The 16,522-nt window shown below is 33.1% G+C and carries 15 protein-coding genes; 7 read left to right on the top strand and 8 right to left on the bottom strand.

What is annotated here, in order from left to right; translation table 11 throughout:
* Positions 1-144: 144 nt before the first annotated feature.
* The 6 genes from NTX22_05315 (at position 145) to NTX22_05290 (ending at position 6,615) form a co-directional block, all read left to right on the top strand.
* On the top strand, positions 145-1,044 hold the full coding sequence (locus tag NTX22_05315; GenBank protein ID MCX6149927.1) for a proline dehydrogenase family protein: 900 nt from the start codon (positions 145-147) through the stop codon (positions 1,042-1,044).
* 239 nt (positions 1,045-1,283) lie between these two features.
* Positions 1,284-2,309 (top strand): tRNA (adenosine(37)-N6)-threonylcarbamoyltransferase complex transferase subunit TsaD, encoded by a 1,026-nt coding sequence (gene tsaD / locus NTX22_05310; protein ID MCX6149926.1) that lies wholly within the window; start codon positions 1,284-1,286, stop codon positions 2,307-2,309.
* A gap of 3 nt (positions 2,310-2,312) precedes the next feature.
* Positions 2,313-2,663, top strand: coding sequence for a chorismate mutase (locus tag NTX22_05305; protein ID MCX6149925.1), 351 nt, complete (start codon positions 2,313-2,315; stop codon positions 2,661-2,663).
* Entirely contained in the window at positions 2,650-3,696 is a 1,047-nt protein-coding gene (gene mltG, locus NTX22_05300) for an endolytic transglycosylase MltG (GenBank protein ID MCX6149924.1), read from the top strand. The genes NTX22_05305 and mltG overlap by 14 nt, the downstream gene beginning before the upstream one ends.
* 20 nt (positions 3,697-3,716) lie before the next feature.
* Complete coding sequence (locus NTX22_05295) at positions 3,717-4,907, top strand: aspartate kinase (protein MCX6149923.1); 1,191 nt, start codon at positions 3,717-3,719, stop codon at positions 4,905-4,907.
* Positions 4,908-4,917: 10 nt separating this feature from the next.
* Positions 4,918-6,615, top strand: coding sequence for an Ig-like domain-containing protein (locus NTX22_05290; GenBank protein MCX6149922.1), 1,698 nt, complete (start codon positions 4,918-4,920; stop codon positions 6,613-6,615).
* A 2-nt stretch (positions 6,616-6,617) separates the two neighbouring features.
* Here the strand turns inward: NTX22_05290 and NTX22_05285 are convergent, their stop codons facing one another.
* From NTX22_05285 to hutI, 8 genes are read right to left on the bottom strand one after another with little or no spacing between them, the layout of a single operon-like run.
* Complete coding sequence (locus NTX22_05285; protein ID MCX6149921.1) at positions 6,618-7,874, bottom strand: carboxylesterase family protein; 1,257 nt, start codon at positions 7,872-7,874, stop codon at positions 6,618-6,620.
* A gap of 55 nt (positions 7,875-7,929) precedes the next feature.
* Positions 7,930-8,973, bottom strand: coding sequence for a family 20 glycosylhydrolase (locus NTX22_05280; GenBank protein MCX6149920.1), 1,044 nt, complete (start codon positions 8,971-8,973; stop codon positions 7,930-7,932).
* Between the two features lie 10 nt (positions 8,974-8,983).
* Positions 8,984-10,042 (bottom strand): T9SS type A sorting domain-containing protein, encoded by a 1,059-nt coding sequence (locus NTX22_05275; GenBank protein MCX6149919.1) that lies wholly within the window; start codon positions 10,040-10,042, stop codon positions 8,984-8,986.
* Positions 10,039-10,614, bottom strand: a complete 576-nt coding sequence (locus tag NTX22_05270; protein MCX6149918.1) for a hypothetical protein — start codon at positions 10,612-10,614, stop codon at positions 10,039-10,041. Before NTX22_05270 ends, NTX22_05275 begins: the two co-directional genes overlap by 4 nt.
* A gap of 43 nt (positions 10,615-10,657) precedes the next feature.
* Positions 10,658-11,893 (bottom strand): DUF1343 domain-containing protein, encoded by a 1,236-nt coding sequence (locus tag NTX22_05265; protein ID MCX6149917.1) that lies wholly within the window; start codon positions 11,891-11,893, stop codon positions 10,658-10,660.
* Entirely contained in the window at positions 11,890-12,519 is a 630-nt protein-coding gene (locus NTX22_05260) for a cyclodeaminase/cyclohydrolase family protein (protein ID MCX6149916.1), read from the bottom strand. Before NTX22_05260 ends, NTX22_05265 begins: the two co-directional genes overlap by 4 nt.
* A 30-nt stretch (positions 12,520-12,549) precedes the next feature.
* Complete coding sequence (ftcD, locus tag NTX22_05255; protein ID MCX6149915.1) at positions 12,550-13,566, bottom strand: glutamate formimidoyltransferase; 1,017 nt, start codon at positions 13,564-13,566, stop codon at positions 12,550-12,552.
* Positions 13,567-13,574: 8 nt separating this feature from the next.
* Positions 13,575-14,819, bottom strand: coding sequence for an imidazolonepropionase (gene hutI, locus NTX22_05250; GenBank protein MCX6149914.1), 1,245 nt, complete (start codon positions 14,817-14,819; stop codon positions 13,575-13,577).
* Positions 14,820-15,030: 211 nt separating this feature from the next.
* Between hutI and glgA the strand changes: the two genes are divergently transcribed.
* Positions 15,031-16,521: a glycogen synthase GlgA gene (gene glgA, locus NTX22_05245; GenBank protein MCX6149913.1), complete on the top strand. Its 1,491-nt coding sequence runs from the start codon at positions 15,031-15,033 to the stop codon at positions 16,519-16,521.
* Position 16,522: the final 1 nt, after the last annotated feature.

The raw sequence follows: 16,522 nt of genomic DNA, 5'->3' as shown, positions 1-16,522 counted from the left end.
TTGATTACAGTGCTTTTATAAATTTCTTTGTAAGAATTAATTTTAGAACTCCAATAACCAATTAGGATAAGTGTTTGCTTAATTTGGTAGCATAGACTATTTTTGGAACGTAAATTTTACAAAAACATTATACGGAGTTCTGCTGTGTCATTTCTAAACTATCTCATCGTAAAGTTTGTAAAGATTCTTCCAAAACCAATTGTTAAAATATTTGCGTTAAAGTACATTGCTGGCACCAAGCTTCAGGATGCTGTTGAAGTTGTTAAGGAATTGAATACCAGGGGAATTTATGCCACAATTGATGTTCTTGGTGAAGCTATCAATAATAAAAATGAAGCAATCGATGCAAAGAAAGAATGCTTTGAAGTGTTAGACGCCATCGATAAAAATAATCTGATGGCTAACCTTTCTATCAAACCCACACAAATGGGAATTGTTCTTGATAAAGATTTTGGCTTTAAGCAAATAACTGAAATTGTTGAAAAAGCTAAAGAATATAAAAATTTTGTTCGTATCGATATGGAAGACTCTCCGGTTACCGATCTAACTTTTGAATTGCATAGATTCCTAAAACAAAAATTTGATAATGTTGGTGTTGTTGTTCAGGCATATTTAAAAAGAACTTACACGGATGTTTCAAAGCTGAATAAAGAAGGGACAAATTACCGTCTTTGCAAAGGAATTTATATTGAACCGGAAAGTATTGCATACAAAGACAAACAAGAAATACGCAATAATTATATGAAAGTGCTAAAGAAAATGTTTGAAGATGGAAACTATGTTGGAATAGCGACACACGATGATTATTTAATAGAGAATGCCTACCAATTAATTAAAGAAATGAATATTCCAAAAGAGAAATATGAGTTTCAAATGCTGTACGGAGTGAAAGAGAGTTTGCGGGATAAAATTAATTCAGATGGACATAAAATAAGAATCTATGTTCCTTTCGGGGAACATTGGTATAAATATTCAATACGCAGGCTGCAGGAAAATCCTAACATGGCTTGGTATATAACCAAGAGTTTATTTACGTTCAGATGATTTCCTATTTGAATCTGTTTTGGATGAGATACTGATAAAAAATTTACTTGAGTGTATAAAATATTCTTAATATAAGTTTTTGTTAATACCTGAAATATTTTTTCCTGCGATTGGTAAACTTCTTAAGTCCTTTCATATTTGAATTTTTCTAACTCGCATACCAAACTCCTTCATGTAACTTTCTGATATAATGCCTATTTTTACAAAGTTTTTATTTACAGTTTTACAAATCTAAATTAATGAATGTATTAGGAATAGAAAGTTCCTGTGACGAAACTTCGGTTTCGATAATATCTGATGAAAGATTGGTTGCTAATCTAATTTCTTCCCAGGATTTCCATACGAAATATGGCGGAGTTGTGCCTGAACTATCGAGCCGCGCGCATCTGCAAATTATAATTCCGCTTGTAAAAGATGCGCTTAGCAAAGCTAATTTAATGTTAACAGATATTGATTTAATATGCGCTACTGCTGGTCCTGGTTTAATTGGGGCTTTGTTGGTAGGATTAACATTTGGTAAATCACTTGCATATTCATTAAACAAACCTTTCGTTCCAGTTAATCATATTGAAGGACATATATTTTCTGGTTTTCTGATGGAAGAGAAACCAGAATTTCCCTACCTATCTCTTGTTGTTTCTGGCGGGCATACGCTTCTTTTAGTTGTAAAAAGTGATGAGGAAATTATAAAACTTGGAACAACAGTAGATGATGCTGCCGGAGAGGCATTTGATAAAGTTGCAAAGATGATCGGGTTAGGTTATCCTGGTGGACCTAAAATTCAAACTATTTCGGAAAATGGAAATCCAGATAAAATATTTTTCCCAATTGCATCATTAAAAAATCCTTTCGATTTTTCTTTCAGTGGTGTAAAAACTTCTGTACTTCGCTATGTTCAAAAAACTTATGGCGAACCTAAAAATATTCCGGCTGTAGATTTACCTGATTTGACAGCATCATTTCAGGCTTCTGTTGTTAAAGCTTTGATGCAGAATGTAGAAAAAGCCTTGAATAAGTTTGAAGTAAAAGCGCTTTCTTTGGTTGGTGGTGTTGCTGCAAATAAAAGTTTAAGAATTGCATTCGCAAATCTGGCTGAAAAATATAATAAGAAACTTATAATTCCAGATTTTGTTTTCTGTGGGGATAATGCTGCGATGATTGCGTACAGAGGATTGAAATTACATCAGTCAGGAAAGAAATTTTCATTAAATTATAATGCGTTTCCAGGATTATCATTCAATTCATTTTTAAAAGATGGGATATAAAATTTGAATTTTGAGAAACAAAATATCGATTCACTTACTGTGGTTGAAAAGGAAGTACTGCTAAATAAACTTCGGAAAAAAGTGGATTTCATTGATCGCATTCTTGTATACATTCTAAATCGAAGAACAAAGATTGCAATTTTAATTGGCAGGATAAAGCTTTCTCTAAATCTTCCTACATATGCTCCGGAAAGAGAAAAGGATGTAATGGCAAAAGTATATAAACATAACAACGGACCGCTTACTGAAGAATCGCTTGAAAGAATTTACGAAAGAATATTAGATCAATCTCGTGCAACGCAAAAATCAGAATCACCAAAATTATTTTCAAAAGCTGACGATGCAAAAGAATAAAATCATATTAAAAAATATTTTAACTAAGAAGCAGTTTATAATTATTATTGCATTCTTCCTTATAGTTTTTGCTGTGCTGGCTTATACTTTTTTTTCACCAAATTATTTTGAAGGCAAAAAATCTTTTAGATTCGAGATAAAGACCGGCACTACCTTAAACCAGGTAATAGATACATTATATAATGCTGGTATTATTCCAGGTAAAAGAAACATGAGGATTGCTGCATTTCTGCTTGGCGCAGAGAAAAGCATAAAAGCAGGCAGATATGAAATACCTAACGGAATTAACTATGTAAATTTGGTTGAAATGTTCAAAGAAGGATTATGCGAAGTACCGGTTTATGTTCATTTGTATGATGGTATTTCATTAAAAGTTCTTGCACGAGTGCTGAAGGAAAAAGTTTACGTCGATTCTGTATTGGTAATTGAATTGAGTAAAGACAAGAAGTTCATTCAGACGGAGGAATTTAATGTTTCCTCGCTTGAGGGTTATTTGCTACCAGGTGATTATTATTTCTACAAAGAAACACCGGTAAAGGAAATCATTGAAAAACTAAAAAGTAATTTTGATAAATTTATTTCAACCGACTCACTTCAGAAACAAATAAAAAAACTTAAATATAATCTTCATCAAATATTAACTATGGCTTCTATAATTCAAGGTGAATCAAAGAAAGTTGATGAGTACATAACGATATCCGGCGTTTACTATAATCGGTTACAAAAGGGAATGAAGCTTCAGGCAGATCCTACAATTCAATATTCACTTAATACTGGCTGGCGCAGATTGCTAAAGAATGATTTGAAGATTAATAATCCGTATAATACTTATGTGCATTTTGGTTTACCACCAGGACCCATTAACAATCCCGGGAAAGCTGCAATTTTATCAGCACTTTATCCGGAAAAACATAGTTATTTATTTTTTGTGGCTGATGGCAAAGGCGGGCATAAATTTACTAGAAATTATACTGAACATTTAAAAGCCGTTAAAGAATATAGAAAATGGTTCGGTGAACAAGTTATTAAATAAATTAATGATATCATTTTAATATGAAGTTAATTGTTCAGAAATATGGTGGAAGTAGTTTAGCTGATACAACCAAAATTAAAAATGTTGCCTCAAAAATATTCCATAGAGTACAAAACGAAGAGAAGGTTGTAGTTGTTGTTTCTGCAATGGGAAAGACTACAGACAATTTGATTAAGATGGCAAAGGAAATTTCCATTAAACCTGATCCACGCGAATTAGATATGCTCTTAACCACCGGAGAACAAATTTCCATTTCGCTTCTTTCTATGGCATTAAAGGAAATTGGAGTTAATTCAAAATCGCTTAATGCTTTCCAGGTAGAAATTATGACTACAAATGATTTTAATGAAGCGAGAATAAAGAATATAAAAGTTGAAAAAATATTTTCCGAACTTGGAGACAATGATGTTATAATCGTTGCAGGTTTCCAGGGAATTACTGAAGATGGCGAAATTACAACACTGGGCAGGGGAGGATCAGATACATCGGCGGTGGCGCTTGCTGCAGCATTAAATGTTAATTGCGAAATTTACAGCGATGTTGACGGAATTTATACGGTTGATCCACGCCTTTATCCAAATGCAAAGAAATTAAAAACCATTACTTATGATGAAATGCTTGAAATGGCAAGTCTTGGAGCAAAGGTTCTCCACAGCAGGTCAGTGGAAATAGCTAAAAAATTCGGTTTAGTAATTTATTGTGCATCAACTTTTTCTAACGAAGAAGGGAGTTATGTTATGACAGAAAATATAGAGCAGCCAATTGTATCCGGGTTAAGCGTAATGGATAATCAGACACAGGTTACAATTTCCAATTTACCGAATGATTATAATCTGATTCATAAAATATTTTATAGCGCCGCCCATGAAGGATTGAATGTGGATATGATTTCAGTAATTACAGAAGGTAATTCGATTAACATATCTTTTACAATAATTGATGATAAAAAAGTTCACGTTGATGAATCGCTTTTGCATCTGTTAAAAAATTACAATGAATATAACCTTCATTATTATCCAGGCTGTGTAAAAATTTCTATTGTTGGTGTTGGAATGCGTTCAAGCAGCGGAGTTGCAGCAGATTTTTTTAAAGCTCTGGAAAATATTCCGATTAAACTTGTAACAACATCAGAAATAAAAATTTCCTGCCTTGTAGATTCTCAATTCAAACAACAAGCTGTAGATTCACTTGTAAAAACTTTTAGTTTATAGGTGGAATTTAGTGAACTTAAAAATCAAACATATTTCTGGTACCATAACTTTAGTTCTCAGTTTATTTTTAGTTGTATTATTAATCAGTTGTGCAAACCAGCTACCTCCGGGTGGAGGACCACAGGATACAGTCCCACCAGAAATTATTTCTGTCTTTCCTGCAAATGGAACAACAAATTTTTCAGATAATTATTTTGAAATTGAATTTTCAGAATATGTGGACAAACGAAGTGTTCAGGATGCAATATTTATCTCTCCAGCTATTGATGGAAGTCTTGAATATGACTGGAGCGGAAAATCTTTAAGAGTTAACTTTCCGGGAAAACTGAAGGATAGTATGACTTACATAGTAACTGTTGGTACAAATGCTACTGATTTGAATAACCGGAATAAAATGGCTCAAGCGTACTCACTATCTTTTTCTACCGGAAATAAAATTGATAGGGGAATTATTCAAGGAAAAGTTTATAGTGAAAAACCGCAGGGGATTATGTTATTCGCTTATCCGGTTTATGATACTACAATAAATCCAACTAAGCATAAGCCAAAATATATTTCTCAAGCTGGAGCAAATGGAGAGTATAAACTACTGGGATTGGCATTTGGCAAATATCGTGTGTTTGCTGTCCAGGATGAATTTACAGATTTAATTTATAATGTAGGAGATGATGCTTATGGTTGTCCTTACTCTGATGTGACAGTGTCCGAGATGGATTCTGTTTTTCATAGTCTAAATTTTTATATGATAAAAGAAGACACATTAAAACCGCGTTTGATAAGCGCTACAATGACTGATCAAAAACATATTCTTCTTGAATTTAGCGAACCGATTGACAGCTTAATTATTTTAAATGATTATTCAATTGTAGATTCTTCAAATAATCTTAGTTTGAAACCACTTTATGCTTTCCAGGGAAAAGGGAAAAAAGAAAATGTTGTTCTGGTAGTTAAAGAAATTCTATCTGAAAAAAATAACAATTTTGTTATTGCCCGGAATATAAAAGATTTAGCGGGTAATATTACTGGGAAGGATTTTACACAGCTTATAATTAGTGATAGACCGGATACCTCAGCACCGAATTTGTATTCCACAAAAGTTGCTACGCTAATAACCGAAGAAAAAGTTAAACCAGAATTTATTTTTTTGTTTGATGATGGATTTGATACAACTCTTGCCAAAAAAGGAATTAGTGTAAATGAAAGAAAAGGAAAAGTTATTTCTTCTAAAGTTACTTTTCCTGATGCTGCATCTATTAAAGTAAAAATAATGGATGAATTAAAACAAAAAGAAAATTATGAAGTGAATATAAATCTAAATGATATAATTGATGCAGCCGGCAATAAACGCGATTCCATTTATAAATATGGATTCAAACCGGTTTCACAGACAGATTATGCAGGTGTTTCCGGTAAGGTTAAACTTCCTGTAAGTTTGCAGAAAGAAAAAGTTATAATAGTGTTAAAGGGAACTGATAGTGAAAAATTTAAGTACCAACAAAAGGCTAATGAAAAATACGAATGGAAATTTAACAAAGTAAATCCAGGGAAATATATCCTTTGGAGTTTTATTGATAAGGATAGCAGTGCGAGTTATAAATATGGCAAACCATATCCATTTCAAACTTCGGATAGGTTTACGGTTTATCCAGATACCTTAAAATTAAGAGCCAGGTGGCCCGTTGGTGATGTAGTTCTCGAATATAAATAAATCTATTTAAGAACTGTAAATTTCTTTGTTTCTGAAAAATTATTGACTGTAAGCTTATAAAAATAATTTCCACTTTTCAATTTATAATTATCAATTGAGAATGTATAATTATAAATTCCTGCTTTTTGAACTTCATTTACTAATGTTGCAACTTCTTTACCTAAGATATCAAAAACCTTTAGAGAAACTAAAGTTCCTCCTTGTGAGGGATTTAGAGATGATAGTAACTGATAGCTGATTATTGTACTTGGATTGAATGGATTCGGATAATTTTGATCTACAATAAAATCTTTTACAGGAATATCCGATTGTTTCTCAACAGATACGAATGGATTGATAAGTGTTGAATAAATAAAATTACTTATAACCGTAATCGAAGTATCGAAACGCGCATTTACAGTATCCATACTTCCTCCAATCAACTGATGACCAGCCCCATAAAACAATTTTAATTTGTTTTCAATCCCTAATCTTGTTACGTTTCGCTCAATTACACCACTTCCATAAACCGGGAAAACTCCCATTGCTTTTCCACTATAGCAGGGAACAATATTATCTGCCGTTCCATGGATGCTTACAACCGGAAGATCGCCGGCTTGCATCCAATTAGTATCAACTATCGCTCCCCAGCAATTTACAATCAAATTAAATTTTGAAGAGTAGCCGGGATTACCTGAATTGCCCTCTATACTTCCAATCTTGCTGGTGTCAATCTCTGACGGAATCTCATCAGCATTCAAATATCCGGTGTGAATGGCAGTAAAGCCACCTGCAGATGTTCCACCGGCAATAATCTTTTCCGTATTGATTTTATATACCGAAGCATTTGCGCGGAAAAACCTGATAGCAGCTTTAAGATCTTGTGTGGCTCGTAAAATGGCTTCCATATAACCTTTGTTATTAAATGAAGTAACCCCAAGCCTATAATCAATTGAAGCTGTTACGTATCCACGTTTTGCAAATTCTTTACAGTACAGGACTACATCAGCATATTTTCTATCTCCAAGTACAAAAGCTCCGCCGTGTACCCAAATCATTAAAGGACGAGAAGCCGAAGTATCTCCTTCAGGTTCATAAATATCCAGCAGTAAATTTTGATTTATTCCAAAAGCATTTTTGTTGGATCCAAACTGTATTCCATTTGTAACCTTTATATTTGAAAAGACAGTATCCAGATATCGTGTTTGTGCGGTGGATCGGCTTGTTGCTGTTAATAAAATTATAATAAGAGAAAAACCTATAAGGGAAAATATTTTCATAATTGTATAAACTCCATTTCTCTATTAACATTTATAAATGATTAACAATTCAATTTTACCTATTTAATTTTTTTGCTGCTTCTTTTAATGGTTGAAACTGGGATGTTTCACCCGTTACCGGTCTTTGCCAGGTTGTACATAGATGACCAAGCATTTTGGGAGAATTAAACTTAAGCGAATAATCTACAAGCGCATCAGAAGCTGAAACATCTTTCCAGCTTGAAGGCAAAACTCTAAATCCTTTCTTCAGAAAATATGGAATAGAATTGTACTCGTTCATTTTTCCATAATGCCAATCGCAAATAATAATATCATTTGGAACCATATCAATGGCTGGATAAGTATTATTCGTGGAAGATTCCCATTCGCTATATTTTGTTTCTTTTGCATTTATTAATCTATCTCCCCACATCATCATTTCAACGCCACGCTTTTGTAAATGATTATGATAATCATTTACAGCTTTGGCAAAGAGCTCCGCAGGATTCTTTCCTTTACACCGCGGGCAAAAATCGGAGGCGATAAGAAAAACTTCATCCATTCCAACGTGCAAAGTAGAAGCTTTAAACACATCAATCAATTCATCCATTAAATCAAAGATGATTGGATTTAAATCCGGATGAAGTGGGCACCAGCTACGGCAATATATTCCTTCGTTGTTTGGATATTGCCCTGGTGTTTCATCAAACTGAGGATAAGTTGTTAAAAGTGGAAATGTTTCTTTCGCCCAGGACTGATGACCCAAACACTGAAATTCGGGAACAAGCAGGATATTGTTTTCTTTACAAACCTGAAGAAGATTTTTAATTTCTTCTTTGCTTATATGTCCATTTCCACGCAGCTCTGGATGTGATTCATATTCGTAATTATAATTTATTTCTGCAATAACAAGGTTAACTCCATTTTTTGCTAATGCTGGAATTTCACTCGTAAGTGCTGCTGCAGCATCTTTGTTGTCCATTAAAACATGGATACCTAACCAAAAATCTTCCTGTGAACTTCTTACTAAAGTGGTTGGACCGGCACATTGTATCTGGACAAAAACAAAGGCTATTAAAAAGCATATTCTAAATAAAAAAATTAAATATTTTTTATTCATAAAATAATCCTCATTTCAAAACAATCATCTTTTTTGTTTGTCTGAGATTTCCAGCTTGTAAAGTGTAGAAATAAATTCCGCTTGGTAATTGATTATTGATGACTGAAAATTGATTGTCGTAAATACCAGCGTCCTTTTCTTCATTTAAAAGAGTTGCGACTTCATTTCCAAGAATATCAAAAACCTTTAGTTGAACGTGACTCCTGATGGGTATCTCCCACTTTATAATTGTATTTGGATTAAATGGATTGGGATAATTTTGATTTAAGATAAAATTCTTTTCCCAAAAGTTTTGATGTTCTACGTTCACAAGAATTGGCAAAGTAACATTTAAATAAATAGTTTCTTCAGGCCAAAGTTTTAATGTAATCCATTTTAAAATATCAGTATAGCTAAAATATACTTTATCGGTTGTATCAATTAGAATACAAGGCACCCCTGATATGCAACTTATTTTGAACTGACCAAGCGAATCAGTTTTGACAAATGAAATTACTTTATGAAGTCCCCAACTCGGACTTTCCCAAGAAGCTATTATTCTAATTTTTTTAAGAGGAATACCTAAAGAGTCTTTTATGGTTCCAATGATTAAACCACACGCACTTAGTGTATCATTGGGACCACCAAATGTCGGAGTATTATCGTAATAATATCCCCCACCCAAACACAATGACTGATTTATCTTTGGAGCATCGTACATTGATCCCGGCATATTTCCGAAAATAAAATAATCCCTTGGATATTCTTCATTTGGTGCATATAAGAAAAGACTGTCACCCTCCGGATTTATAATGAGATTATTTAATAACTTGGCAACGGTAACACGCATATAACCTGCAGCACTTAATACAATGTTATCCTTAAAAAATGCTTGTCCTGAAGATGATTTCAGATACCAACCTCTAAAATTAATAGAACTCCCATCGTAATGACTTTTGTGCAACTCAAGTTTCCATCCAGTAGAATCGAAATATAATTCACTAAAATATGTTATTGAAATTGGATTCCCCTTGAGATTCAAAGTCACTGCAAAAAATAAAATTACTGTTAAAGAGAAAATCCTTTTCATTTTGTACCCCATTTTATTTTGAAATTTTTATCAGGCATAAAATATTTCTTTTGCAGATTGTATACAGTAAATCTTTTCTGGATTGATTTGTTATCGTACCCAAGTGAGTTGAAATCCAGCTTAAACTTTTTTGGAATTTTAACAACATATTCTGCTTCAACAATCGGTTTATGCCATTCTTGTGTTGTAGTTAGAATATATTCAAACATACTATATGGCGTTTTCTGAGAATATTCCACAGTATAAATTAAAGTATCATTTGAACTAATTTTCGCCTGAAGGATAATACCTTTCTTTTGCTTCTTGAATTTGATTAGTGAATTATCCCGGTTATTTACTACAGAAATTTTGTCTGGGTAGGGAAGACTATCGTTAACTATAAATGGATAATAAAAAGTTTGAATGAGTGGTTGTTTACTTGAATTACTAAAAAAGTATTTCCCAATTAGTTTGCAATAATTACCGCCAACTTCAATTTCAATCTTTTCCCTAAAGAAATCCAGTGGTTGGGAAACCAGAACGGACGACGTTATAAGAAATATCCAAATACAAACTAAGAATATTTTTAACATATCCCCTTATTCAAATTATCCAACCACAATGTAAGGTTTTACTTTAATAAAGCAAATATTTTTTGGACTTCATCCTAAATCCTTCAACGTCCTTATTTAGAAATGCTTCAATAGCTTTGTATTGCATTTTTTCGGAAAACATTTCTCTAACTTTATTAGTCCCGGCTACTTTATCAAAGAAATCTATGCGGTTATCCTTTGCAAGCTTAAAAGGGTTTTTATCTGGATATAGATCATTATGAACTTGCATAAACAAATATTGCAGGCTAAGCAAATTTAATTTTTTCATATCAGTTATATGAATTTGAACTCCGTGCAATTCTTTCTTTTCCCAGGTTCCGTAATACGGTTTGAAAGTTATTGGTCGGAATATAACACCTTCCAAACCTAATGCATTCATTTTATCTGCAAGAAGTTTTCCATCAATCCATTCGGCTGCAAAAGTTTCAAAAGGAATTGTATAACCAACTCCTTCGGAAATAACTCCAAGTTCTCCAAGCACTCCAGTAGAAACGTAATATTCCGGAGTGTCTTTATGCGGAACATGTGGAGAAGCTGGAACCCAAACTAATCCGGTTTCTTCATAGGTCATTTCTCTCTTCCAACCTTCAATTGGAACCACAGTAAGTTTACATTTTATTCCATCTTTTAGAAGACCTTCTTCGTTAAGATATCTGGCAAGTTCGCCGCAAGTTAATCCATACACATAAGGAATTTTGAATTGGCTAACAAAAGAAAAATATCCATCTTCAACAAAATTTCCTTCCACCTTTAATCCTGTTAATGGATTTGGTCTATCTAAAACTAAAAATTCTTTATTGTTCTCTGCAGCAGCTTCCATTGCTAATCCCATCGTGCTGATATAAGTATAGGACCTGCAACCATTATCTTGGATATCATAAACCAAAACATCTATGTCTTTCAACATTTCCGGAGTTGCATTTCGGGTTTTACCATAGAGGGAATAAACCGGAAGCCCTGTTGTTGAATCTTTATAGAAATCAACAAAATCCCCTGCAGAGTAATCACCACGGACGCCATGCTCCGGACCGTAGAGAGCAGCAAGTTTTACATCTTTGTTTTCAAATAAAACATCAATTGTTGATTTAAGATTCTTATCTACTCCGGTTGGATTTGTAATTAATCCGATTCGTTTACCTTTTAGAATATTAAAATTATTTTCTTTCAATACATCAATCCCGCATTTTACTTTTGGCATTTGTGCGAATTGAAATGAAGTAATAAGAAATAAAAGTAGGAGAATGCTTGTTTTTTTCATGATTGAAATCCTTTTATAATAACTTCTATAATATTATTGCTTTCAGATTTAATTTCATCTTTTACAACAGATGCTTCTGCCAAAAGTTTCTGAGCCTCGGAATTATCTTTTAGTGAAGAACAATTAATTAGCACGTTTAAATATGCTCCTTGTGCTGCGGTGGATAAAAGAAGCGCTGCAACTCCTGCATCAGAAACAGAATTCTGATTCCCTTTTTCCGCAATGGTTTTTATCAAAGGCAAAATAACTTTGCAGGAAGTTATTACTTCTGCAGGAACTTTAGCAGCTTCCAGAGTTGCCGCACTTATTTTTTTTAGTCGCATAGTTTTATCATTTTCAGTTTCTTTTGGAAACTTGAAAGCTTCCATTACTTTGTCAAATGCAGCATTATCCTTTGCTGCCAAATCAATAAATTCTTCTCTAAACGATTCAAGTTTACTTCGGATTTTCATCATATCAGGTTCAACGTCAATATATTTTTTCTTACCGATGGTTAATCTGCAAACCATAGTTCCAAGACTGGAAGCCAATGCCCCACAAAGTGCAGAAACATTTCCTCCACCGGGAGTGGGGGAGTTGGAGGAGAGTTCATCCAGATAATTTTTTAGAGTGTTTGATTGATTCATAACATTATCCTGTTTTTTGGAATTTATATTTTAAATCATATAATCAATTATTTTCTTTTCAGGATCGAACTTATTTAGTGAACTCAAACCAAGTTTTTCAATCGCAAGTTCTACCAAAGCTTTTTCCTCTGAGATATTATTATTAGAATAATATTTTCCAGCCATCATCAAAGCTTCTAGAGGTACGAGTCCAACAATTTCACTTCCATTAACTTCAACACCTAAACGTTCGGCTTCTTTTTTAACTTCCTCAAATGCAATGTGTAGCGGAGTAGTAAAATAGTTTTTCAGATTCATTGAAACTTGTGTGATGCTATATTTTTCTAATGATACTCCCATTCCTTGAACTGTTTTAAGTTTGCCAGGGATTTTAATAGTTTCCCCATTTACTTTAATTACATTACCATTCTCATCTCTTTTAGGTCTACCTGATTCGCGTAATACTTCACTTATTTCCTTTGCAAATTTTACATCACTCGATTTTATATTAACATTGTAAGCTATAAGAAAAAAACGAACTCCTGTTACAATAGCTCCCAGTTTAGGATTGAATTTTGCTTCGCCAAAATCCGGAAACCATTCAGGGTTCTTTAGCTTTTCTTCCAATCCTTCATATTCACCTTTACGGATATTGGAGAGTAATTTTCTTGAAGGATGTCTGGCTGCTTCCTCGTAAAGATAAACAGGAACTTCAAGTTCTTTGGAAATTCTTTCTGCATATCGTTCTGAAATTTTTATACATTCTTGTGTGGATATATTTTTAACCGGAATGAATGGTACAACATCAATAGCTCCAAGCCGTGGATGTTCTCCTTTATGATTTCTCATATCGATATTTACTGCTGCGGCTTTAGATGCAGCAATTGCACCTTCCAGTATTCCATTTTCATTACCTGCCAAAGTAACAACAACCCGGTTGTAGTCTGCATCGGGTTCTAAACTTAAAAGTTTTGCTCCTTCAATTTTGTTTACTGCATTTGTAATAGCGTCAAATGTATCCTGATTTTTTCCTTCACTAAAGTTTGGAACGCATTCAATAATTTTCATTCAATTTCCTAAATATTTTTATAAATGATTTTTCCATTTTTAATTGTCATACAGTTTAGATTTTTCCCAACATTATAAACGATATCCGGATACTCTTGTGTATCAAGAATTGCAAAATCAGCTTTCTTTCCAATTTCTATGCTTCCAACCGAATTGTTAACATCAAGAGCCTTAGCTGCATTAATTGTAACGGCAGAAATTGTTTCTTCAATTGTCATTTTCATTTCAATTGCTGCAAGACTCATAATTAAATTGATATTTGAAATATGAGATGAACCGGGATTATAATCCGTTGAAAGAGCAACTATTGCATTTTTAGAAATTAAATCTCTTGCTGGAGCAAATCCATAATGTAAAAAGAAAGAAACCCCGGGTAGTAAGACGCAAACAATATCAGTATTTCCTAATTTTAGAATATCTTCATTCTTAACAACTTCCAGATGTTCAAGGCTTACTACTTTGTGTTTCAATCCTAAATCAATTCCACCAATAGAATTGAACTGGTCTGTATGTAGCTTTAGTTTTAGTCCAAGCGAAGATGCAGTCTGAAAAATTCTATCAATTTGTTCAGCAGAGAATGCGGTTTTTTCGCAGAATGCATCACAGAATTTTGCCAGTTTGTTATTAGCGATAAATGGAAGCATCTTTTCATTAATTAAAGAAATATATTTTTCCTGATCAGATTTATATTCCGGTGGAAAAGTATGTGCACCCAGAAATGTTGGAATGATGTCAATCGGGAATATGTTGTTAAGATGATTGATGACATTTAGTAATTTAATTTCATCATCAAAGGAAAGACCATACCCACTTTTAATTTCCAGTGTTGTAATACCCTGAGAAATAGCATAAATAATTCTTGGTTTCGATATTTCAACCAAATCTTCAAAACTTAATTTTCTTACTGCTTGAACAGTTTTATTAATTCCTCCACCCGCTTTCGCAATTTCTTCATAACTTGCACCGGCAATTTTCATTTTAAATTCTTCGGCACGGGAACCTGCAAAAACTGTATGCGTATGGCAATCCACAAATCCAGGAAAGACAACTTTATCTTTAACATTAATTATTGCATCCAGTTGAGAATAATTTATACTTTGGTTAGGAATAAAATCTTTAATTAAATCATCTTCAACTAAAATTGAATGCTCAGTCAAAACATCAATTTCCCCCAGTTCCTTTCCTCTTTTATAATTTTTACCTTTGGAATCAACAGTAACAATCTGGGAAGGATTTGCAATTAAAGTAATCATAAAATGAAATTTCCTTTTTTTCTGAGGGAAATATAAAGAATTGATTTATTATTTGTTACCCAGGAATAGTTGGAAAAGAATCTCCAAAGTAGATTTTAAATGAAATGAAGAAATTATATGTTTAGTTGGCAAAGGTAAAATCTGCCAATTCTTTGTCAATAATTCGATTTTTTCGTAAATTTGTAAAAAAAATTATTGAGGATTTATATTTATGCCTCCTTCCAAACGATTGAAAATCTTGTTCATTACCTCTGAAGTTTTTCCATTTATGAAAACGGGTGGACTTGCGGATGTATCTGCAGCTTTACCACAAGCGTTGATGGAAATGGGGCATGAAGTACGCATTGTGGTGCCTAAATACGGCGCAATAGATGAGAGAAAATTTAAAATTCACGAAGTTGTGCGGCTTAAAGATTTACCAATAATGATTGGTGAAAAAGAAGTTATTTTTTCATTAAGATCTTCTTTTTTAATTGGACCCAAAGTTCGCGTGCAGATTTATTTCCTTGATAATATAGATTATTTTGGAAGCCGGCAAAGCCTTTATATTGATCAGGAAACAGGATTAGATTACCCGGACAATCATGAAAGGTTCATTCTTCTTGCCCGGTCAGTTTTTGAATTGATAAATAAACTGGGCTGGGTTCCTGATATTATCCATTGTAATGATTGGCAGTGTGGTTTAGTTCCTGCTTATCTTAAAACTATTTATAAAGATGATCCGCTTATAGTTAATATCAAAACAATTTTTACAATTCATAATTTAGCTTACCAGGGATTTTTCCCTAAAAGTGAATTTTATAAAACTGGTTTACCGGAAGAATTAAATTCTGAAAAGGGAATTGAAATTTATGGCAGATGTAATTTTATGAAGAGTGGTTTGATATATTCGGATGTAATTACAACTGTAAGTGAGAGATACGCTGAAGAAATTACCAAAGATGAAGAGTGGGGAGCGGGATTAAAAACAATCCTTCTAAAACGAAAAAAAGATATTTATGGGATTCTTAACGGAATTGATAATAAAATCTGGAATCCGGAATTAGATACTACAATTCCTAAAAATTACTCAGCAAAAACTATTGAAGATAAAGTTGAAAATAAGAAAGCTTTGGCGGAAAAATTTGGTTTTAGTTTTAATCCAGAGATTCCAATTATAGGTTCCATCTCTCGTTTGATAGATGCAAAAGGATTCGATTTGATTTCTGAAATAATTCAAGAACTGATGAGCTTGAATGTGCAAATGGTTTTGCTTGGTAACGGAGAGAAAAAATATCATAAATTATTTGAAGATATACAAAAAAAACATCGTGGAAAATTTTCCTGTTACCTGGGTTATAGTGATGAACTTGCTCATCTAATTGAAGCAGGAAGCGATATGTTTTTAATGCCTTCAAAATATGAACCCTGCGGTTTAAACCAGATGTATAGTTTAAGCTATGGTACTGTTCCAATAGTTAGAGAAACCGGTGGGCTTGCTGATACTGTTAGCCGGTACAGCGATAAAGACGAAACTGGTAATGGATTTGTCTTTAAAAAATATGATTCTCAAGAGTTTCTAAAAGAGATTAAACGAGCAATAAAATTATTCCAGGATAAAAAAACATGGATCAAAATTATTAAGAACGGAATGAAGTCCGATTTTTCCTGGATCTCATCTGGGAAAAAATATGTTGATCTGTATAAGAACATATTAGATTGAT

The organism is Ignavibacteriales bacterium (assembly GCA_026390815.1).
GTDB lineage: Bacteria > Bacteroidota > Ignavibacteria > Ignavibacteriales > SURF-24 > JAPLFH01.
The sequence above is the reverse complement of the archived record's forward strand: the minus strand, read 5'-3'. Positions and strand labels throughout refer to the sequence as shown.